A 20,594-nucleotide genomic window follows, 5' to 3' on the forward strand; every position below is an offset into this window, starting at 1 on the left:
CTCAGTGCTCCGCGGACTCCGCGCGCAGCTTCGCGGCCCGTTCGCGCGGGTCGTAATCGGGGCCGACGCCCTCGATGAGCAGCAGGTCCCCGTCGATGTGATCGGCCCGCAGGCGCAGGATCGCCTGGTACGCCGGGGAGTGATACCAGTCCCTGGCTCGCGCTATGTCCGGGAACTCGATCAGCACCATGCTGCCCGGCCAGTCTCCCTCCACCACCTCGACCGGCGGTCCGTGGATCACGAACCGGCCCTCGAACGGATCCAGGGTGTCCTGGATGCGTTCCAGATACTCCAGGATTTCCGGGTGTGGACGGCGGCTGCGCAGATGGGCGAAGCCATACGCGGACATGAGCGATCCCTTCGACGCGGTGGGCCGCTGCGGGTCGAGCGGTGCGCCGAACGTATCGCCGTCCGCGCCGCGCGTCGATTACCCGCGAGGTAATAAAAGGACCGCGCGAGGAGGGAACTGCCATCTTTTCAGTAGACGATCGAAAAGGTATGGCTTACCAGAGTTTGGCGCAGGGTGCGCGAAACCCGGGTGAGAGGCATCGGACTCCGGCTGGGTGTCCGAATTGGGAAACGTGGGAAAATAAAAACCGCGTCTGCCGGTTCCGCAGAAACCGGCAGACGCAGTTCGGAGTCATTCAGTTTTGGCCGCGACGTCGATCCTGCTCGCGCTCTTCGTTCATGCGCTCGTTGGGATTCGACCCTGACCGGCCCATGCCCTGCTCCTGGCGCTGCTGTTGCTGCTGCCTCGGCATCTGCTTGGGCATTTTCTTAGGCGTTTTCTTCGACTTTTCAGCCATCTCCACTCGGTCCTTTCCGAAGTGATTTGATTTCGCCTAACGACAAACAACGATAGCGAGCGGGAATCAATCGGGGAAGAGAAGAGCGAAAATATGTAGAGACGCCCCGGTCGGCGGCCGTTTTTTCAGAGCGGCAGGACCAGGAATTCCACGGAAATCCCGTCGGACGCCTCGGCGGGCACCACGACGAGGCCGTCGCGGTCGACGAGGCCGCCCAGATGGGCGGTGCGCACGGTCGGATCGCCGATCCAGCCGCCGGTGGGCGCGATGCGCGCCGGAACGATGCGCGGGACCGGTCCCGAGACGTCGGCGGCATTGTGCAGCGGTCCGGTCAGCGGGCGGGCCGGATGCGCTCCGGTCCGCCCCTCGACGATGGCGGGCGCGAGCGCGAGCAGCGTGGCGACGGCCGCGAACGGATTCCCCGGCAGGCCGAGAATCGTTGTGCCGTCCTGTGTTTCGGCGACGACGGTGGACCCGCCCGGACGCAGCCGCAGGCGGGGTACCAGGATCCGGGCCTCGGCGCGCGCGATCGCGCCGCGCAGCTGATCGGCCGCGCCGCCGCCCGTCGCGCCGACGATGACGAGCAGATCGCAATCGTCGGCGGCGGCGAGGACCTCGTCGAAGCCGTTGGGGGTGTCGCGCAGGTGCACCCGGTCGACGGTGCGGATGCCCGAGCCTGCGAGCAGGTCGGGCAGGATCGGACCGATCGAGTCCCTGGTCTGCCCCGTGCGCAGCGGGCCCTCGCTGCGGATCTCGTCGCCGGTCATCACGATTCGCGCGCGGACCGGGCCGCGCACCGCCGCCTCGGTGACCTCGACGCTGGCGGCCGCCGAGATCAGCGCGGCGGTCACCGGGGCGCCCTCCGGCGCGACCAGGTCGCCGGGGCCGCGGTCCTCGCCGCGGCGGCGGATGTCCTCACGGATCGGTGTGCCGGGTAGCCGGTGCAGGGTTTCCCGCGCGTCCACCCGCACGAACTCGTCGCGGACCACGGTGGTGGTGCCGTCGGGCACGTGCGCGCCGGTGGCGATGCGCACCGCCTCGCCGGGCAGCAGACCGACCGGACGCTGTCCGCCCGCGAAGCCGATGTCGCGGCGCAACCGCCACGGTCCGTCCCCCGCGACGGCGTACCCGTCCATCGCGGACACATCGAAGCGGGGCAGCGCGTCCGCCGCGGTGAGCGGCGCGGCCAGCGCGGCGCCGCGCACGCTCGGCAGGTCCGTTCGGTAGGCGGTGAGCCGGGTGAGACTGTCGCGCAGCGTGTTTCGCGCTTCATCGAGCGTCATGGGCGTGGTGTCCGCGGCCAGTGCCCGCGCCATGCGCACTTCTTCCTCGGTGTCGCAGTCGGCGATACCGGCCAGGCCGACGATCACGGTGTCGGCGGGCACCAGTGCCTTCATCGGCTGGTTGATCAGCGAATCCAGTTCGGCGAGTGCGGAACTGAGCGCTGAGCGCCGCCAGACGCCGATCAGATATTGCGGGCGGCCGGACTCGTCGGCGGCGAACACGGCTTCGGCGCCGGATTCCGCTTCGTGCCTGAGCAGTTCGGCGATGGCCGAGGGTGTCAGGAACGGCATGTCGGCGGCAAGCACCACCACGAGCGGCGCGGTGGAACCGGCCAGCGCGCGCAGCCCGGCATCGATCGCGGCGACCGGACCCGAACCCGGCGGCACCTCGCGGACCTGACGGATCTCCGGATTCAGCTCCGGCCGGTGCGGTCCGACGACCACGGTGCGCCCGCGACCCGCGACCGCGGCGAGCGCGGCGTCCAGCATCGAGCGGCCGCCGATCACGATGGCGGGTTTGTCCACCCCGCCCATGCGGCTGGCCCGTCCGCCCGCGAGCACGATCGCGTCGGCGGCTGTCACCGGATTGGCTCCGCAGCGAGGTACACCATGTCCGAAATGCTAATTCGGGCGCTGGGGCCCCGGCGCAGGCAGCCCGTCGGCGGGGCGATCCCGCGCTCAGACCCGCGACAGGTCGGGCGAACGGCGCAGCAGGCAGAACTCGTTCGTCTCGGGGTCGGCGAACACAGTGTTCGGCGCGCTGCCGGTGTCGCCGAGCGGGATGGCGCCCGCCGCCAGCAGCCGCTCCGCCTCGCGCGCGGGATCGTCGGTGGGGAACGCCGCGAGATCGAGGTGCAGCCGGTTGCGTCCGCTCTTCACGTCCGGGGTGCGGACGAACTCCAGCCAGGACCCCAGCCCAGTCGCGGAACGCAGCCCCGCCACGTGCGGGCCGGAATGCGCGACCGGCCAGCCCGAGGCGGCCGACCAGAACCGAGCGAGCCGCACCGGTTCGTGGGTGTCCATCACAATGGCCGCCACCGCGCCGGTGTCCACGTACTGCTCCCGCGGTTCCAGTACGCAGAATTCGTTGCCCTCCGGGTCCGCGAGCACCGCCCACGGCGCTCCGCCCTGCCCGATGTCGACGCGCCGCGCCCCGAGCACCAGCGCCCGGTCCACCTGGACGCGCTGATGGTCCAGCGAACGGCTGGCCAGGTCGAGGTGCAGGCGGTTCTTGCCGCTCTTCGCGGTGTCGGCGGGCAGGAAGGTCAGCGCGATGTCCAGGCCGTCGGGGTCGGGCGCCGCGACGTCGACCCGGTCGGCCCGGTCGACGGTCACCGACCAGCCGAGCAGCTGCGCCCAGAACTCCGCGACGACGCGCGGCCGCTGCGCATCGAAGACGACACACGCCAGGCGGGTGGACATGATTCCACGTTAACGCCTTGGCGGATCCGGAAGTTCGGGAAACCGGAAACGAGCCGCGCGCAGATCCACCCGCCCGTCACTGATCGGCACGCCCTCGGCCGCGAGCAGCCGCAGCTGGCGGCCTGCCAGGTGGGCGGCGGGCTTGCCGCCCGCGCCGAGCACTCGGTGCCACGGCAGGTCCGCGGCGTCGGTGCGCATGATCCAGCCGACCGTGCGGGGAGTGGACAGCCCGACCGCCGCGGCGATGTCGCCGTAGGTGGCGACCTTGCCGGAGGGAATGCTCGCGACGAGCTCGCGTACCCGCTCGATATCGGCGTCGGAGGTCGGCACCGGACAAATGTGCCTCGCCGAGCGGGGGCCGTCAACAGCAGGCGCGGAGCGGAAGGGCTCCCTCTGGGCCGGAATGACTACAGGGCCGCGCGGATCAGGGCGGCGGTCTCGGCCGGCCGGGCCTGGGCCACCATGTGGTCGCAGTCGAATTCGTGCACGGTCAGCCGCGGTCCCAGATGCGCGGCGAGTGCGGCACGGAACTCGGGCGTCACGAACGGCGGCTGTACCTTCATCGCCTGCACGAGCACCGTCGGCACGTCGGCGGGCGGCAGCACGAACGCGCGGGCCAGCTGGCCCCAGTAGGAAATGACGGCGGGCAGGCTCAGCCGCCAGCCGACCCGGCCGTGCTCGGTGGGCGTCAGGTGCTCGGCGAGCTCGGCCTCCAGCAGCCGGGGTTCGACGTCGTGCCAGGCGCTGGCGAGTTTGTCCCGGCGCGCATGGTCGACATCGGCGTAGTCGGGGTGCGCGACGGTCCTGGCCGCGATGTCGGCGAGCAGGCCCGCTTCCTCCGCGATCGCGGGATCGAGCAGGACGAGCCCGCGCACCAGCTCCGGATGGCGGGCGGCCAGGTGCACGGCGACCGCGCCGCCGAAGGAATGGCCCACGACCAGCACCGATCCGTCGGTCTCTGCGGCGAGCAGGTCGACGAGGTCCGCGACCACGGTCTCGAAGTCCCACGGCGGCAGCGCCGTCGATCGGCCGTGTCCGCGCAGGTCCGGCGCCACGACGCGGATATCGGGCAGGTGCTCGGCGGCCAGCGCGGCCCAGCGGTGGCCGTGCCCGGTCAGACCGTGCAGGGCGAGCACGGTCGGGCCTGCGGCGGGACCGAAGCGGTGAACGTGGAGAGTCGACACCGGCCCATTCTGTCGGGTCGGACGGCTCGTCCGCTCGGTTGGGCCGCCGGTGCCTGCGATGTCCCGGTGTCGCGGAGGTGGCCGTGACGTGGACAACGTCCGGCCGGAGCGGGCCTACGGCGTGTCGGCCCTGTCTGTTGCAATAGCCCACGTGGTGCGATCGGATAGCGCGGTGCGACTTGTTCGCCGGAACGCAACGACACCCCGGGCGCGGCTCTGGGGCGCCGAGGTGCGCCCGTTGCTCGAGGCGATCGCGGGCGCCGCGCCCGCGCCCGCGGGATGGCGGCCGTGGCAGGTGCTCGGCGGCCCGGGGACCGGTAAGACCGCGCTGCTCACCGATCTGGCGGCCACCCGCATCGCGGCCGGAGCCGATCCGGAATCGGTGCTGCTCCTGACCCATTCGAAGCAGGCGGCCTCCGCGGTGCGCGACGCCGTCACCGCGCGATCGATCAGCGCAGGCCCCGACGACGAGGGCGGCGTGCCCGGCGCGACCAGGGAACCGCTGGTGCGCACCCTGCACTCCTACGCGTTCGCCGTGCTGCGCAGGCACGCGGCCGCGCACGGCAACCCGCCGCCGCGTTTGCTGACCGGTGCCGAGCAGGATGCCGTGCTACGCGAGATGCTGCGCGGCGACCTCGCCGACATCGCGGGCGGCGCGACCGATCTGTGGCCGGAGCGGTTGCAGCCCGCGCTCGGCCTCGCCGGGTTCGCCGAGCAGTTGCGCAATCTCATGCTGCGGGCCACCGAACGCGGCGTCGGCCCGGAGGATCTGATCGCGCTCGGCCGCGAACACGGCAAGCCGGAGTGGGTGGCGGCGGGCCGCTTCGCGGAACGCTACGAGCAGGCCATGCTGCTGCGCTGGTCGGTCGGCGTCGAGGCGCCGGAGGCCACCGCCCCGGCGCTGGACGCCGCGGAACTGATCGGCGCGGCACTCGACGCGCTGGCAGGCGATCCGAATCTGCTTGCCGCCGAACGGTCCAGGATCGACTACCTGCTGGTCGACGACGCGCAACACCTCGATCCGCAGGCCGCGACCCTGGTCCGCGTGATCGGGGCCGCGGCGCACTGCGCGGTCGTCGCGGGCGATCCGGATCAGGGCGTCTTCGCCTTCCGCGGCGCCGACCCCCGGTTCGCCGCCGATCCCGGTGCGCCGGAGGAGCGGCGCATCGTGTTGCGGCACAACCACCGATCCGGCGCCCAGGTGCGGCTGGCCGTCGCGCGGGTCGCGGCCAGGTTGCCGGGCAGTGCGCCGCAACGGTTTCCGCTGCCCGACCCCGAGGCGACGCAGCAGGACGACGGCGCCGCGGTCCGTGTCCGCGTGCTCGCCACGCCTGCGAAAGAGGCGGCGCTGATCGCCGATCATTTGCGGCGCGCCCATCTCACCGGCGGTGTGCCCTGGTCCGAGATGGCCGTGATCGTCCGCTCGGTGCCGCTCTCCCTCGCCCCGCTGCGGCGCGCGCTGCTCGCGGCGGGCGTGCCGGTGCGGCAACCCGCGCTGGACGTGCCGCTGGCCAGGCGGCGCGGTGCGGCCTGGATGCTGCTGGCGTTGCGCGCGCTGCTCGCGGGCGAACGGTCGCGGCGGGCGGGGGAGACGATGTTCTGCGCCGAGGACGCGCTGGATCTGCTCTCCGGCCCACTGGGCGGCGCGGACCAGATCACCCTTCGGCGCTTGCGCCGGGGTGTTCGGCGCGCGGTGCTGGAGGTGGAGCGCAAAGCGGCGAAAAAGGCCGAGGGGCAAGCGTGGGCGGAGGCGAACGACACCGAATCGGACTGGAGCCCAGCCGAACCCGAGTGGACCGCCGCCGATCCGGACTGGGTCGTCAGCGAATCCGAGTGGCGGGAAGCCGATCTCGAGTGGGGTTTGGAGGTCGCCGAGCACGCCGACGACAGCTACGTGCCGAGCCGCCCCGGCGACGAGCGTCCGGACACCGGCGGTGAAGCCGGTAACGGAACCGTGTCCGACGACGCCGGTGGCGACGAAAACCGCGGCGACACCGTACATCCCACGCTGCTCGAGCAGTCGTCGGCCGAGGTACTGCGCGATCTGCTCGTCGGCATCGGCGATCGGGCGATCATCGACCGTCTCACCGACGTCGAGGCCGCGCCACTGCACCGCGTGCTCGACGCCTTGGACCGCGGCCGCAAGGCGCGCAGGCGGGCCACCGGCCTGGAGGACGTGCTCTGGGCGCTGTGGACCGCTTCCCGCCTGGAACGGCGCTGGGTGGCGCAGTCCGAACGCGGCGGCGCGGTCGGCATGCAGGCCGACCGTGACCTCGACGCCGCCGTCGGACTGTTCGACGCCGCGGCGGCCTACGTCGACCGTATTCCCCGCGCCGGTATCGAGGGCTTCGTGGAATACCTTCTCCAGCAGGAGATCCCGCAGGACACCGCACCGCTGACCGCGCCGGGGGAGGCCGTAGCCCTGATCAGCGCGCACGCAGCGGCGGGCCGGGAGTGGGACGTGGTCGCGGTCGCGGGCGTGCAGGAGGGCATCTGGCCCAATCCACGGCCGCGCGGCACCCTGCTGCACACCGAGGATCTGGTCGACCTCAGCGCGGGCATCGGCCTGGTGGGCGAACAGGTCAGCCGCGCCGCGCCGATCCTGGCCGAGGAGCGCAGGCTGCTGCTCGTCGCGTGCAGCAGGGCCAGGCGCTCGCTGTTGGTGACCGCGGTCGAATCCGTCTCGGGCGAACGGGATCTGGTGCCATCCCGCTTTCTGTCCGAGCTGCTCGGGCACGACGACGACACCGAGCCGGGCGCACTGCCGGTCGCCGATCCAGGTCGCGCGCTGGTCATGCATTCGCTGGTGGCCGAGTTGCGCGGCGTGGTCTGTGACGCCGAGGCCGACCCGGAGCGCCGCCGCAGGGCCGCGCACCAGCTGGCCAGGTTGGCGCACGCCGGGGTGCGCGGCACCCATCCCGAGGAGTGGTACGGCACCGTCGAACTCAGCTCGGCGCGCCCGCTGTGGGACGACGAGGAGACCGCGGTCGCGCTGTCGCCGTCCACCGTGGAACTGCTGCGCACCTGCCCGCTGCGCTGGGCGCTGGAACGGCACGGCGGCACCGACGGCGACAATCCGCACGCCGTCAAGGGCAATCTGGTGCACACCCTGGTGCAGGCGCTGGCGGGCAAGGTCCCGGAGGCGCAGGTGCGGGCGGCGCTGGACCGGGCGTGGCAGGCCATCGATCCCGGCACCGGCTGGCATTCCCGCCAAGAGCTGCGGCGCACCGAGGCGATGCTGGAGACGTTCATGGCCTGGGTGCGCAACACCCGCGGCGAACTCACCCAGGCCGGTGTCGAGGTGCCCGTCGACTGCGTGTTGCCGCCGCGCGGGGACGACGAACCGCCGGTGCGCATCAAGGGCCGGGTGGACCGGCTGGAGCGAGATGCCATGGGCCGCTTCGTGATCGTCGACGTGAAGACCGGCAAGACCCCCATCAGCAAGCAGGCCGCCGCCGACCACGCGCAGCTGGCGACCTACCAGGTCGCTGCCGCGCTCGGCGCTCTCGACGGATCGGACCCCGCCGAGAGCGGCGAGACGCCAACGGAATCCGCGTCCGTCGGGGCGCCGGGCGGTGCCCGTCTGGTGTACGTGGCCAAGCCGAGCAGCAAAGAGGGCGCCACCCAGCGCATGCAGGAGCCGCTGGATCCCGAGGCGCTCGACAAGTGGCGAACGACGATCCACGATGCCGCCGCGTCCACCCGCGGCCCGAGCTACCTCGCCATGCGTAACGACGGCTGCCGTCACTGCGCGGTGGCGGGCAGCTGTCCGGTGCAGGACACCGGAAGGCAGGTGACCGACGAGTGAGTCACCCCGCCGTGACGCCTCAGCGGATCGCCGAGGCGCTCGGCCTGCCACCCCCGACCGATGAACAAGCCGCGGTGATCGCCGCCCCGCCCGGACCCACGCTGGTGGTCGCGGGCGCGGGTGCGGGTAAAACCGAGACGATGGCCGCGCGCGTGGTGTGGATGGTGGCCAATCGGCTGGTGCTGCCCGATCAGGTGCTCGGCCTGACCTTCACGCGAAAAGCGGCCCAGCAGTTGACCGCTCGCATTCGCACCAGGTTGGCGCGGCTGGCGGGTTCGCCGTTGCTGCGCGAGCTGGACGCGTCAGGGGAGTTGCGCGCGCAGCTCTCCGGGGCCGAGCCCGAGATCAGCACCTACCACTCCTACGCGGGGCGGCTGCTCACCGAGCACGGCCTGCTGCTTCCGGTGGAGCCGTCGGCCACGCTGCTCACCCAGACCCAGCTGTGGCAGCTCGCGCACCAGGTGGTGCGGGCATGGGACGGTGACCTGGACACCGACCGCACCCCGGTCTCGGTCACCGAGGCGGTGCTCGCGCTCTCCGGTCAGCTCGCCGAACACCTGGTGGAGGCCGAACAGCTCGCCGAGGCGCACACCGAGCTGGAGAAGCTCGTACACACCCTGCCCGCCGGTCCGCGGCAGCGCGGCGGGCCGAGCCAGGCGCTGCTGTCCATCGTGCAGGTGCAGCGCGAACGAGTGGCGCTGTTGCCGCTGGTCCAGCAGTTGGCCGCGGCGCTGCGCCGCCGCGGCGCACTGGATTTCGGCGCCCAGATGTCGCTGGCCGCGCGGCTCGCGGCCGAGCATCAGGAGGTGGCCACCGCCGAGCGAGGGCGCTTCCGGTTGGTGCTGCTCGACGAGTACCAGGACACCGGCCACGCCCAGCGCATCCTGCTGGCCGCGCTGTTCGGCGGCAAGACGCCCCCGGCGTCCCAGTCGCGCGATGAATCGGGCCGCGCCGCAATGCGTTTGGCGGTGACCGCGGTCGGCGACCCGATGCAGTCCATCTACGGCTGGCGCGGCGCGTCCGCGGCCAACCTGCCCCGCTTCGCCACCGACTTCCCGTTGGCGCCCGGCGTGCCCGCGCCGATCCTGCCGCTGCTGACCAGCTGGCGCAATCCGCCCGAGGCCCTCGCCCTGGCCAATCTGGTCGCCGAGCCGCTGCGCCGCACCGCGCTCGACGCGGGCGGCGTCACCGTCGACGCGCTGCGCGCCAAGCCGAACGCGGAATCCGGCGTGGTCGCGGTGGCGCTCACCGAAACCGTCGCGGACGAACGGGATTGGGTCGCCGAGCGGATCGCCGCCGAATGGTCGGCGCGACACGCCGCCGGAGAGCCGCCACCGACCTCGGCGATCCTGGTGCGCCGCAATGCCGATGCTGCCCCGCTCGCGGAAGCCCTACGCGACCGAGGGCTTCCGGTGGAGATCGTGGGCCTCGGCGGCCTGCTCGCCACGCCGGAGGTGGCCGACATCGTCGCCACCCTGCGCCTGATCGCCGAACCCGCCGCGGGGAGCGCGGCCGTGCGCGTGCTCACCGGAGCACGTTGGCGCATCGGTGTCGCCGACCTCGCCGCTCTGGCCCGCCGCGCCAGGGAGCTGTCCATCAGCAGACTGTCGGGCGGCGAGACCGACGAGATCACCGACGGCGCCGCGCTCGCCGCCGCGTTGCGCGAGGTGGCCCCGGAACCGGCCGAACAGGCGGGGTTGGCCGACGCGCTCGCCGATCCCGGTCCGCGGGAGAACTATTCGGCCTCCGGCTACACCCGCATCGAGGCGCTCGGCCGGGAACTCGCCGCCCTGCGGGAACGCAGCGGCCAGCCGCTGGTCGAGCTCGTGTCCGACGTGGAGCGCACCATCGGCGTCGGCGTCGAGACCCAGGCGCGCCGCGCCATGGCCGGTACCGGAGCCGGCCGCGAACACCTGGACGCGTTCGCCGAGGTGGTGGCGGGCTACGCCGCCGACACCGGCGCCTCGCTGACCGGTCTGCTCGCGTTCTTCGCCGCCGCCGAGTCGGTCGAGAACGGGCTGGAGCCGGGCGAGGTGGAGGTGGCCAAGGATCGCGTGCAGGTGCTGACGGTGCACGCGGCCAAAGGACTGGAGTGGGAGATCGTCGCGGTGCCGCACGTGGTGCGCGGGGTGTTTCCCTCCGGCGCCGCCTCGGCGACGTGGCTCGGTGCGCTGGCCGAGCTGCCCACCTCGCTGCGCGGCGACCGCATCCAGGACGACGCCGCCGAGGGCGTCCCGGTCCTCGATCTCGCGGATCTGTACGACCGGGCCGACTTGGAGGCCGCCATCAAGGCGCACAAGTCGGCGCTGGACCGAAGGCGACTCGACGAGGAACGGCGGCTGTTCTACGTCGCGCTCACCAGAACCGAACGGGTGCTGCTGGTTTCGGCGCATCACTGGGCCGAGACCGGCTCCACTCCGAAGGGGCCGTCGGACTTCCTGCTGGAACTGAAGAACGCGAGCGAGTCGGCCGACGGGCCGGCGTTCGGCGTGCTCGACATCTCCAGATGGGACGATCCGCCCGAGGTCGACGCGGTCAATCCGTTCACCGACAATCCGGCGACCGCCGAGTGGCCCCGCGACCCGCTCGGGCCCCGCCGCGATTCGATCGAGCAGGGCGCCGCCCTGGTCCGCTCCGCGCTGGCGGATCTGCGCGTCCAGCCCGCCGACGCGCGAGCCGCTGCGGGAACGCCCGCCACTGGCGCCCGTCCCGCTGGGCTCGCGCCGAGCGTGCAACCCACGGCGGAACCCGACGCCTTGTTCTCGGTCGACGAACTCCTCTCGCCGACCTACGATTTCGCCCCGTTCCCCGACGATTTCGAGCCGCCGCCGGACGAATTCGTCCCCGGGGAGCAGGCCGCCGACCCGGACGATCCGGAGGGCTGGGCCGCCGACGTGGACGCCCTGCTCGCCGAGCACGAGGCGGGCCTCGCCGCGGCCCAAGAGGTGGAACTGCCCGGCCAGATCCCGGCCACCGCCCTGGTGGAGATGCGCGCCGATCCGGCGAAACTGGCTCGGCGCCTGCGCCGTCCGCTGCCGTACCCGCCGAATCCGCTCGCCCGGCGCGGCACCGCGTTCCACGCCTGGGTGCAGCGCTGGTTCGCGGGCACCAGGCTGCTCGGGCTCGACGAACTTCCCGGCGCGGGCGAACCCGATCCGCACGACGCGAGCGTCGACGCCGAACTCGCCAGGATGCAGGACGCGTTCCTGAATTCGCCGTGGGCGCACCGCAGTCCGCTCGATGTGGAGGTGCCCTTCGAGACCTCGATCGCGGGGACCGTGATCCGCGGCCGGATGGACGCGGTGTTCGCCGAGCCGGGCGGCGGCTGGACCGTGGTCGACTGGAAGACCGGCGCCGAACCAGGTCCCGCCGACGAACCTGCCGTGGCCATGCAGCTGGCCATCTACCGGCTGGCCTGGGCCCGCCTGATGGCCGCCAGGCACGGCGGAACGGAACGCGAGATGCTGGAAAAGATCGGCGCCGCTTTCCATTATGTGCGTTCGGGACGCACCATCGCGCCCGCCGAGCTGCCCGGACCCGAGGAGCTGGCCGCGCTGATCCGTTCGGCCGCGCCCGCCAGACAGGACGATCGAAGCGAAACTTCAGCTCCGGCGTGAAACTTTCAGCGCCGTGGTGACCAGCGGGATCTGCAACGGAAGCCGGAGCACGGTACCGATCTTCAGCACCGGCGAAGCCTTCTCGCTGCGCGTCACGTCGAGGGCCATCTGCACGTTCGCCGGGAACACAGCGATGAACACCAGCGCCGCGAGCCGTCCGCCGACGCGCCTGGTGCTCGGCATCGCGAGCGTGGCGGCCACGCCCAGCTCGGCGACGCCCGACGCGTAGGTGTAGTCGCGGGCCCGGCCGGGCAGCACCCTGGGCACGATGGAGTCGAAGAACTTGGGCTTCGCGAAGTGCATGACCCCGCTACCGAACAGCAGGGCCGCCAGCAACAGTGCGGGCCGCCTGCCGTCTCCGGTGGTCGGTCGAATGTCTGCCATGAGTACTCACCCTGGCATTCACCGAGTGTTCGCGTCGAGTCCCGGCGGTGTGATGTACACCCGGTAGGCTCCCGTGCTGTGCCGGAGGGAGAAACAGTGCCGGAGATGGACCGCGCGGCGAACGGGCGGGTGGGTGCGAACGATGCCCGGTGATTTCGGAGATCGCGCGGCGAGGGTCGGCCTGTCGACGCGTCCGGACTTCGCGCTCGTCGGTCTGCTGCGGATTCCCGAGACGCAGATCAGCCCGTGGGTCTCGCTGAGCCGCAGGATCGCGTTCGCCATCGCATTGCTGTTCACCGCGGCGATGGTGGTGTACCTCGGGCGGGCGGGCTACCGCGACAACACCGGCGACGAACTGTCCTTCCTCGACGCCTTCTATTACGCGACGGTGTCGCTGTCCACCACCGGCTACGGCGACATCACCCCGGCTTCGCCCGAGGCGCGGCTGGCGAACATCATCATCATCACCCCGCTGCGCGTCCTCTTTCTCATTGTGCTCGTCGGTACCACCATCAGCGTGCTCACCGAACGGTCCCGTCAGGCATTCAAGATTCAGCGTTGGAGGCGCAGCGTGCGTAATCACACCGTGGTCGTCGGATACGGCACGAAGGGGCGTACCGCCATCGACGCCATGCTCGGCGACGGCGTGCACCCCGCGGAGATCGTGGTGGTCGACACCGACACGGTCGCGCTGGAGCGAGCCGCCAACGCGGGCCTGGTGACCGTGCACGGATCGGCCACCCAGTCCGACGTGCTGCGGCTGGCCAGCGCACATAACGCCGCCGCCGTGATCGTCGCCGCCAATCGCGACGACACCGCGGTGCTGGTCACCCTGACCGCCCGCGAGCTGAACAAGAAGGCCAAGATCGTGGTCGCCATCCGCGAGGCGGAGAACACCCACCTGCTGCGCCAGTCCGGCGCGGACTCGGTGGTGGTCTCCTCGGAGACCGCGGGTCGCCTGCTCGGCATCGCCACCACAACCCCGACCGTGGTGGAGATGATGGAAGACCTGCTGACCCCGGAACAGGGTTTCGCGGTGGCCGAGCGCGAGGTCGAAGCGAGCGAGATCGGCGGCTCCCCACGGCATCTCAGCGATATCGTGCTCGGCGTGGTGCGCGGCGGCGAGCTGATCCGGGTCGGCGAGCCGGAAGTGGACGCGATCGAGGCGGGCGACAAACTGCTCTTCATCCGGCGGGCGGCGAAGTGACACCGTTCGGAAGTAGTCTCGAAGCGTGTCATTTCAGCTGAACGCCATCCCACTGCTGTCCCGTGCCGCGGTCGATCGCGCCGAGGAGATCCGCGCGGACGAGAACGCGCTGAAGGAGGGGTGGGCAAAGGCCGGGCTACTCCGCGTGAACCGCCGCGGTCAGGTGCGTTTCGAGGGCGGCGCACTGGTGTTGGACGCGGCCGTGGAGCTGTCCGCGGAGCCGAGCCCGGCGGCGGTGTTCCTCGGCGTCGGCGACGGCAGGCACCTGTGGGCGGTGCGTGACGACGAACTCGCCGGCGCGCTCACCGACCTGCGCGTCGTCGCGGGCGAGCTGGACGATTTCACCGCCGGCCTGCTCTCCACCGCCATGGCCCTGCTGAATTGGCACGACAAGTCGGGCTTCAGCGCGTACGACGGGAGCACGACCGCTTCGACCAAGGGCGGCTGGTCGCGGGTCACCGCGACAGGGCACGAGGAATTCCCGCGTATCGACCCGGCCGTCATCTGCCTGATCCACGACGGCGGCGACCGGGTGCTGCTCGCGCGCCAGCACACCTGGCCGAAGACGCTGTTCTCGCTGCTCGCCGGATTCGTCGAAGCGGGCGAGTCGCTGGAGCGCTGTGTGGCGCGCGAGATGCGCGAGGAGGTCGGTCTCGACGTCCGCGACATCCACTACCTGGGCAGTCAGCCGTGGCCGTTCCCGAGATCGCTGATGCTCGGGTTCGCCGCGGTCGCCGACCCGGAGCAGCCGCTGGCCTTCTCCGACGGCGAGATCGCCGAGGCGCACTGGTTCACCAGGGCCGAAGTGCGCGAGGCGCTCACTGCCGGAGACTGGTCGGGCCAGCGGGAAGGCGTGCGACTGCTGCTTCCCGGTTCCATCTCGATCGCCCGCACGATCGTCGAATCGTGGGCAGCGCTGGACTGAGCGTCAGGCCAGGGCGGCGAGAGCCTGCTTGACGGTGGCCAGCGACGGGTTGGTCGCCGTCGAGCCGTCCGCGAACTTCACCGTCGGCACCACGTGGTTGCCGTTGTTGACGCTACCGACGAACTCGGCCGAGGCCGGGTCCTGCTCGATATCGATCTCTACATAGCTGATACCCGACTCGTCCAGCTGCTTCTTCAGCCTGCGGCAATAGCCGCACCAGGTGGTCGAGTACATGGTCAGAACGGGGTTCACGTCAGTCACGGAACCATTCAACACGGTACGGCCTCGTCCTGTTCCGCGGTGACGGGCGCCACAGTGCGGGCTTGTCGTCGTCCGGGGCCGACAGGCGTGGCGGCCGGTTGTCGCCCCCGGCTGTCATGATGGTGCCCGTGCCCGTCTTCGACCTCGACGCCCTGGATCCCGAGCAGGCCGCCGCCGTCCGGGCGCCGCGCGGTCCGGTCTGCGTGCTCGCCGGTGCGGGCACCGGAAAGACCAGGACCATCACGCACCGGATCGCGCACCTGGTGTCGGCGGGACACGTCAAGCCGGACCAGGTGCTCGCGGTCACTTTCACCGCGCGGGCCGCGGGCGAACTGCGCGCCCGGCTGCGCGGACTCGGCCTCGCGGGCGAGGCAAAGCAGGTGCAGGCCCGCACCTTTCACGCCGCGGCGCTGCGCCAGCTGAAGTACTTCTGGCCGCAGGTCGTCGGCGACGTGCCATGGCGATTGCTGGACAACAAGTTCGCGGTGGTCGCGCAGGCGGCGAATCGGGCGGGGCTGAGCACCGCGACCGACAGCGTCCGCGACCTGCTCGGCGAGATCGAATGGGCCAAGTCCACGCTGCTCGCGCCGGAGGACTACCCGGCGGCGGTGGCCAAGCAGCATCGCGATCCGCCGTACGACCCGGCGCGGGTGGCCGAGGTCTATGCGGGATACGAGTCGCTGAAGACTTCCGCCGAGGGACTGCTGCTCGATTTCGACGATCTGCTTCTGCATACCGCGGCCGCGTTGGAGGACTATCCGGCCGTCGCCGACGAATTCCGCGGTCGCTACCGGAGTTTCGTGGTCGACGAGTACCAAGACGTCACGCCATTGCAGCAGCGAGTGCTCGACGCATGGCTCGGCGAGCGCGACGACCTGACCGTCGTCGGCGACGCGAACCAGACGATCTACTCCTTCACCGGCGCCACTCCGAGCTACCTGCTCGACTTCTCTCGGCGTTTCCCGGACGCGACGGTGGTGCGGCTGGAGCGTGACTACCGGTCGACACCGCAGGTGGTGTCGCTGGCCAACCGGGTGATCGGCGCCGCGCGCGGCCGCATCGCGGGCACCAGGCTCCAGCTGATCGGTCAGCGCCCGGACGGCCCCGAGCCGGAGTTCACCGAATACGACGACGCCCCTGCCGAGGCCGCCGGGGTGGCGGGTGCGATCAAGCGCCTGATCGGGGCGGGCACCCCCGCGGCGGAGATCGCGGTGCTCTACCGTGTCAACGCCCAGTCCGAGGCCTACGAGCAGTCGCTCACCGAGCGCGGCATCCCGTATCAGGTACGCGGCGGCGAGGGGTTCTTCCAGCGCGCCGAGGTCAGGCAGGCCGTGCAGGCGTTGCGCCAGGCCGCGGCCCGCGACGACCTGCCCGATCAGTCCCGCCGCGGAAAGGCGCTGGTCACCCTGGTCAAGGCCGTGCTCGCACCGGTCGGCCTGACGGCCACCGAGCCAGCGGGCGCACAGGCGAGGGAGCGGTGGTCGTCGCTGGTCGCGCTGGTGCGGCTCACCGAGGAACTGGTCGAGCACGACGCGGAGCTCGAACTGCCCGGCCTGCTGCGCGAGCTCGCCGCGCGCGCCGAGGCCAGGCACCCACCGACCGTGCAGGGCGTCACCTTGGCCTCGCTGCACGCGGCCAAGGGGCTGGAGTGGGACGCGGTCTTCCTGGTCGGGCTCGCCGACGGCACATTGCCGATCGCCCATGCGCTCGCCGACGACGGATCGGTCGGCGATCAGGCCGCGCTCGAAGAGGAACGCAGGCTGCTCTACGTGGGCGTGACCAGGGCGCGCGAGCATCTGCGGTTGTCCTGGGCGCTGTCCCGTGGCGAGGGCAGCAGGCGCACCCGCCGCCGTTCCCGTTTCCTCAACGGCCTGGTACCCGACGATTCGCCCGCGTCGCGGATCGCCGCGTCGACCGGCCGACCCGAGAACAGCGGGATACGCCCGTCCTGCCGGGTCTGCGCCAAGCCGTTGATCGGCACCTACGCCACCATGCTCGGCCGTTGCCGCCGCTGCCCCGCGGAACTGGATGCGGCGCTACTGGAGGCGCTGAAGGAGTGGCGCGCGGAAAAGGCCGAGGCACTTCGGGTCCGGGAGTTCGTGGTGTTCACCGACACCACGCTCACGGCGATCGCCGAGCAACTGCCCGCTGACGACCGTGCGTTGGAGGCGATCCCGGGCATCGGCGCGAAGAAGATCGTCGACTACGGAGCCGACGTGCTCGCCATCGTCGCGTCGCGAGTCCGCTCGACATCACAAAACCGCAGGTAGAAAATAGGTTGTCGGTTTCGCCGACATTGCTTATGGTGGGAATCACGCACCGGGAGGGCATTCCGGCGCGGGAAGTTTCGGACAACGGTTCGATACCAGACAGTTTCGACACAACGAGAACAGGAGGGAGGCAGACCAATGAACGGCATCAACAACTTCGACGCCATCGGCGTTGCGGGCAATGCGTCCATGTCAGCCTCCCGGGGGATCCTCGCTTTGCAGGGGATCGGTCTGTCCTCGGTAGGAGTGTGCGGATTTGGTACGCCGGTGAAGATTTCGCCGGCGCTTCGCCAAGTTCACACGCTGCTCCAGGGCAAGCCCAGCGGGGGCTGGCACCCGACCGCCAACGCGGCAGTCGGCGTCTTTGCGCACGGAGCCGGCTATGAGCCGGCGGCCGAGCCCATGGCAGACATCGATCTGCGGGCAGCACGCCTCCGCACCGCACACCCAGCGACCGTGATCAGGAATCGACCCAGGTGTCGACCTAGGTAGGGGACCCACCCCACACCTCCTGGCCACGGATCGCAAGAAGCGAAACCGTGGCCAGTACTTTTAAGCGGCCCTTCAGCCGTTTGCCACCGGTTTCGTGGACAACTAACGAACCGCTGCAGAACGAACTGAAGGAGAACGACGTGTTCCCCGCAGAGAGCTGGCCGCAAGCCACCGCTGTCACCCGGGAGGTCACCAGGGTCCTGCCCTGTCGAGCCGGAGATCCCGATCTCTGGTTCGCGGAGAGCCCGGTCCAGTTGGAACAGGCCAAGGCGCTGTGCGCGTCTTGCCCGATCCGCAAGGGCTGCCTGAGCGCGGCCATCGATCGGCGCGAGCCTTGGGGCGTGTGGGGCGGTGAGATCTTCGACCAGGGTGTCGTGATCGCCCGCAAGCGTCCGCGTGGTCGTCCGCGCAAGGTCGCGGTCCCGGCATGAGAGTCGGGCCGCGGCCTCACCTCCCTCCGGTCGCTGAGGCCCCATCGTCCGACCCGGACCCCAGCGGGGCCCAGGAACGAGAAAGCAAACCAGCCGCTCACCTCGAGATCAGGTGGGCGGCTCGTTTGCGTTGTGGGGGAGAATCTTTCAGCTCGCCGAGCGTTCGTCGCGCAGGCCGGGCAGCCAGGTGGCGGCCAGCTGCATGAACGGAACCTCGGCGTCCAGCTGCGCGAGAATGCCCACCGAACCGCCCAGTACCCGGAAGATCATCACGTGCTCGGCCGGAAGTTGCAGCGCCCGAGCGGTTTTCATTTCCGTGCTGGTGAAGTCGGTCGCCTTGCCCGCGACACGCTGCATCCATCGGCGGGTGAAGTGGAACGAATCGGTCTTGATCGGATCGGAGAACGGGCGCAGGTAGTCGGCGATCTCCCGATGGGTGATCGTGCGACCGGGGATCACCCAGCCGTTGTCGTACATCAATTGGGTGAGTGCGTCGTAGTCCTCCTCGACGGCCATCGACAGCATCCGCCCGAGGATCTCCGGGAAACCATTGGGCAGCGGCGCGCACGCGCCGAAATCGATCACCGCCAGCCTGCCGTCGGCCAGCATCATGAAGTTGCCCGGATGCGGATCGGCGTGCAGCAGGCCGACGGTCTCGGGCGAGGAGAAGTGGAAACGGCCCATCAGCAGCGCGACCCGGTTGCGCAGGGCCATGGTGCCTTCCGGGTCGGCGGCGCCCGACTTGATGATCTGCGAGACCGGGGTGCCCTCGAGCCATTCGGTGACGATCACCTTCGGCGCGGAGGCCACCACCTTCGGCACCACCAGCTCGGTGTGCCCGTCGAAGGCCTTGGCGAAGGCGCGCTGGTTCGCCGCCTCGTTGCGGTAGTCCAGTTCCTCCTCGGTGCGCTCGGTGATCTCGGCCAGGATCGGCTTGACGTCCGCGCCGGGGATCACCGAGGAGATCAGGCCGGTCATCCGCGACAGTGTCTTGAGATCGGCGCGCAGAGCTTCGTCGGCGCCCGGATACTGCACCTTCACCGCGACGGTGCGACCGTCCGACCACACCGCCTTGTGCACCTGTCCGATGCTGGCGGAGGCGGACGGGGCGTCCTCGAAGGAATGGAAGCGCTGCCGCCACTGCGTGCCCAGCTGTTGATCGAGCACCCGGTGCACCGTCTCGGCGGGCATCGGCGGGGCGGCGGCCTGCAACTTGGTCAGCGCGTCGCGGTAGTGCTCGCCGAACTCCTCGGGAACCGCGGCCTCCATCACACTCAGCGCCTGTCCGAACTTCATGGCGCCGCCCTTGAGCTCGCCGAGCACGGTGAACAGTTGTTCGGCGGCCTTCTGGTTCAGTTGAGCGTTGATCTCCCCCTTGTCACCACCCGCGAGCCGCTTTCCGAAGCCCACGGCGGCCCTTCCGGCGATGCCGAGCGGAATCTTGGCTAACTTGGCGTTGCGGGACGAGCTCCGGCGCACGATCTCAGACACCACCCCATCATGGCGGACGCACCCGGAGCTTTGCCATGGCAATTCGAAGTTTTCGATCTCACGTTGCGCTCGCCGCGCTGATCGTGCGACAACCGCACGCGGCGTGTGGCGCCCAGTACCTTCGCTGCAGCAGGTGCGAATCGAGGTCCAACTCGAGCGTGGCGTCCAGGGTGGCCGGCGGTCTGCGCGGCGAACAGTCCAGGATCGCCTCGAGTTCGCCGAGGGCGAGCGCCGCGGTCGCGGCGATGGCGGCGGGGGAGGCGTGACCGACCCGGCCGAGCAGCTGGGCGGCCAGATGCGGCCAGTCGGCGTCGTAGTCGACCCGCGTCAGATCGGCGCAGCGCAGGCAGCTGGTCTCGCCGGGCAGCACCAGCGGGCCGACGATGCCGCGGCCATCTCGGATTCGCACCGAGAGATGCGGGATGCGTTGCAGCACAAGTTCGCTCGCCAGCCGCGGATCGGTGACCACGGTGTCGGCCAGCACCACCAGGTCGGGTGCGCGCCTGCCCGCGGGCCACACCTCGGGAGCGTTCCCGCGCGATCGATCGGGACGTATGCCTACCCGGCGCAGCCCCGCCGAGATGGCATCCGAGAGCGGTCCGAGACCGTGCACGCGCACCGTGCGAATCGGACCGGGACTCTCCCGCGGCTGCACCAGCAGACCGGCGGCATCGATCTCGTCCAGCAGCGCACCGGCCTGTTCGGCGGCGATGCCGCTGCGGCCCGCCTGCCACACGATCTGCGGCCGGGTCCGCAACCCGTCGAGCAGGCGCAGGAAGCCGAGCACGGTCTGGGTGTCCAGATCAGGCGGGTCGAGGAGCAGGGCGCGTTCCGGATCCCAGCCGAGCTGGACCACCCCGGAGGGGCGAACCAGGATCGTCACCCGGGGATGCAGCATCGGGCCGTGCGGGCGCAACGTGGTCATGCCCAGCAGTATGCGCGCCGCCCATCCCGCGAACGGCCGCGAATCCTGTCGTTATCCACAGGAATTCGCGCTGTTCACAGGGCGAATT

The 20,594-nt window shown here is 70.8% G+C and carries 16 protein-coding genes; 6 read left to right on the forward strand and 10 right to left on the reverse strand.

All coding sequences use genetic code 11. From position 1 onward, the window contains the following. Position 1 precedes the first annotated feature (1 nt). The 6 genes from AB0H50_RS17955 to AB0H50_RS17980 form a co-directional block, all read right to left on the reverse strand. Entirely contained in the window at positions 2-349 is a 348-nt protein-coding gene (locus AB0H50_RS17955) for a DUF1330 domain-containing protein (protein WP_357453318.1), read from the reverse strand. Between the two features lie 295 nt (positions 350-644). After that, positions 645-806 (reverse strand): hypothetical protein, encoded by a 162-nt coding sequence (locus AB0H50_RS17960; protein ID WP_357453321.1) that lies wholly within the window; start codon positions 804-806, stop codon positions 645-647. A gap of 125 nt (positions 807-931) precedes the next feature. Beyond that, positions 932-2,671, reverse strand: a complete 1,740-nt coding sequence (locus tag AB0H50_RS17965; RefSeq protein WP_357453324.1) for an NTP transferase domain-containing protein — start codon at positions 2,669-2,671, stop codon at positions 932-934. 96 nt (positions 2,672-2,767) lie between these two features. After that, the gene (locus tag AB0H50_RS17970) at positions 2,768-3,511 is read right to left on the reverse strand and encodes a VOC family protein (protein WP_357453327.1); all 744 of its coding nucleotides are present in this window, start codon (positions 3,509-3,511) and stop codon (positions 2,768-2,770) included. 9 nt (positions 3,512-3,520) lie between these two features. Beyond that, positions 3,521-3,841 (reverse strand): MGMT family protein, encoded by a 321-nt coding sequence (locus AB0H50_RS17975; RefSeq protein ID WP_357453330.1) that lies wholly within the window; start codon positions 3,839-3,841, stop codon positions 3,521-3,523. 77 nt (positions 3,842-3,918) lie between these two features. Beyond that, positions 3,919-4,695, reverse strand: a complete 777-nt coding sequence (locus AB0H50_RS17980) for an alpha/beta hydrolase (protein WP_357453333.1) — start codon at positions 4,693-4,695, stop codon at positions 3,919-3,921. Positions 4,696-4,867: 172 nt separating this feature from the next. Here AB0H50_RS17980 and AB0H50_RS17985 point away from each other — a divergent pair, with 172 nt between their 5' ends. Further along, on the forward strand, positions 4,868-8,503 hold the full coding sequence (locus AB0H50_RS17985; protein ID WP_357453336.1) for an ATP-dependent DNA helicase: 3,636 nt from the start codon (positions 4,868-4,870) through the stop codon (positions 8,501-8,503). After that, a complete protein-coding gene (locus AB0H50_RS17990) occupies positions 8,500-12,120 on the forward strand; it encodes a UvrD-helicase domain-containing protein (RefSeq protein ID WP_357453339.1) in 3,621 nt (1,206 codons plus the stop codon). Before AB0H50_RS17985 ends, AB0H50_RS17990 begins: the two co-directional genes overlap by 4 nt. Here AB0H50_RS17990 and AB0H50_RS17995 read toward each other — a convergent pair. After that, positions 12,106-12,504 (reverse strand): hypothetical protein, encoded by a 399-nt coding sequence (locus tag AB0H50_RS17995; RefSeq protein WP_357453342.1) that lies wholly within the window; start codon positions 12,502-12,504, stop codon positions 12,106-12,108. The two genes, AB0H50_RS17990 and AB0H50_RS17995, sit on opposite strands and share 15 nt — an antisense overlap. A gap of 142 nt (positions 12,505-12,646) precedes the next feature. Between AB0H50_RS17995 and AB0H50_RS18000 the strand changes: the two genes are divergently transcribed. After that, positions 12,647-13,711: a potassium channel family protein gene (locus AB0H50_RS18000; RefSeq protein WP_357453344.1), complete on the forward strand. Its 1,065-nt coding sequence runs from the start codon at positions 12,647-12,649 to the stop codon at positions 13,709-13,711. A 25-nt stretch (positions 13,712-13,736) separates the two neighbouring features. After that, a complete protein-coding gene (nudC, locus tag AB0H50_RS18005) occupies positions 13,737-14,636 on the forward strand; it encodes an NAD(+) diphosphatase (protein ID WP_357453347.1) in 900 nt (299 codons plus the stop codon). Positions 14,637-14,639: 3 nt separating this feature from the next. Here the strand turns inward: nudC and AB0H50_RS18010 are convergent, their stop codons facing one another. After that, entirely contained in the window at positions 14,640-14,870 is a 231-nt protein-coding gene (locus tag AB0H50_RS18010) for a mycoredoxin (RefSeq protein ID WP_357453509.1), read from the reverse strand. Positions 14,871-15,013: 143 nt separating this feature from the next. Between AB0H50_RS18010 and AB0H50_RS18015 the strand changes: the two genes are divergently transcribed. After that, positions 15,014-17,167: an ATP-dependent DNA helicase UvrD2 gene (locus AB0H50_RS18015; RefSeq protein ID WP_357453512.1), complete on the forward strand. Its 2,154-nt coding sequence runs from the start codon at positions 15,014-15,016 to the stop codon at positions 17,165-17,167. 632 nt (positions 17,168-17,799) lie between these two features. Then, positions 17,800-18,090, forward strand: a complete 291-nt coding sequence (locus AB0H50_RS18020; RefSeq protein ID WP_068067598.1) for a WhiB family transcriptional regulator — start codon at positions 17,800-17,802, stop codon at positions 18,088-18,090. A 147-nt stretch (positions 18,091-18,237) separates the two neighbouring features. On the opposite strand, the gene AB0H50_RS18025 is transcribed toward AB0H50_RS18020, so the two are convergent. Both AB0H50_RS18025 and AB0H50_RS18030 read right to left on the reverse strand, forming a co-directional pair. Further along, positions 18,238-19,584, reverse strand: a complete 1,347-nt coding sequence (locus AB0H50_RS18025; protein ID WP_357453350.1) for an AarF/UbiB family protein — start codon at positions 19,582-19,584, stop codon at positions 18,238-18,240. Between the two features lie 55 nt (positions 19,585-19,639). After that, a complete protein-coding gene (locus tag AB0H50_RS18030) occupies positions 19,640-20,506 on the reverse strand; it encodes a hypothetical protein (RefSeq protein ID WP_357453353.1) in 867 nt (288 codons plus the stop codon). Positions 20,507-20,594 lie beyond the last annotated feature (88 nt).

Origin of the sequence: Nocardia sp. NPDC050793, assembly GCF_040654065.1 — a bacterium.
In the GTDB taxonomy this organism is placed as follows: domain Bacteria; phylum Actinomycetota; class Actinomycetes; order Mycobacteriales; family Mycobacteriaceae; genus Nocardia.

Coding starts and splice junctions, on each gene's coding strand:
- AB0H50_RS17955 (WP_357453318.1), bottom strand. CDS start 349: ATGTCCGCGTATGGCTTCGCCCATCTGCGCAGCCGCCGTCCACACCCG.
- AB0H50_RS17960 (WP_357453321.1), bottom strand. CDS start 806: ATGGCTGAAAAGTCGAAGAAAACGCCTAAGAAAATGCCCAAGCAGATG.
- AB0H50_RS17970 (WP_357453327.1), bottom strand. CDS start 3,511: ATGTCCACCCGCCTGGCGTGTGTCGTCTTCGATGCGCAGCGGCCGCGC.
- AB0H50_RS17995 (WP_357453342.1), bottom strand. CDS start 12,504: ATGGCAGACATTCGACCGACCACCGGAGACGGCAGGCGGCCCGCACTG.
- AB0H50_RS18000 (WP_357453344.1), top strand. CDS start 12,647: ATGCCCGGTGATTTCGGAGATCGCGCGGCGAGGGTCGGCCTGTCGACG.
- AB0H50_RS18010 (WP_357453509.1), bottom strand. CDS start 14,870: ATGTACTCGACCACCTGGTGCGGCTATTGCCGCAGGCTGAAGAAGCAG.
- AB0H50_RS18015 (WP_357453512.1), top strand. CDS start 15,014: ATGATGGTGCCCGTGCCCGTCTTCGACCTCGACGCCCTGGATCCCGAG.
- AB0H50_RS18030 (WP_357453353.1), bottom strand. CDS start 20,506: ATGACCACGTTGCGCCCGCACGGCCCGATGCTGCATCCCCGGGTGACG.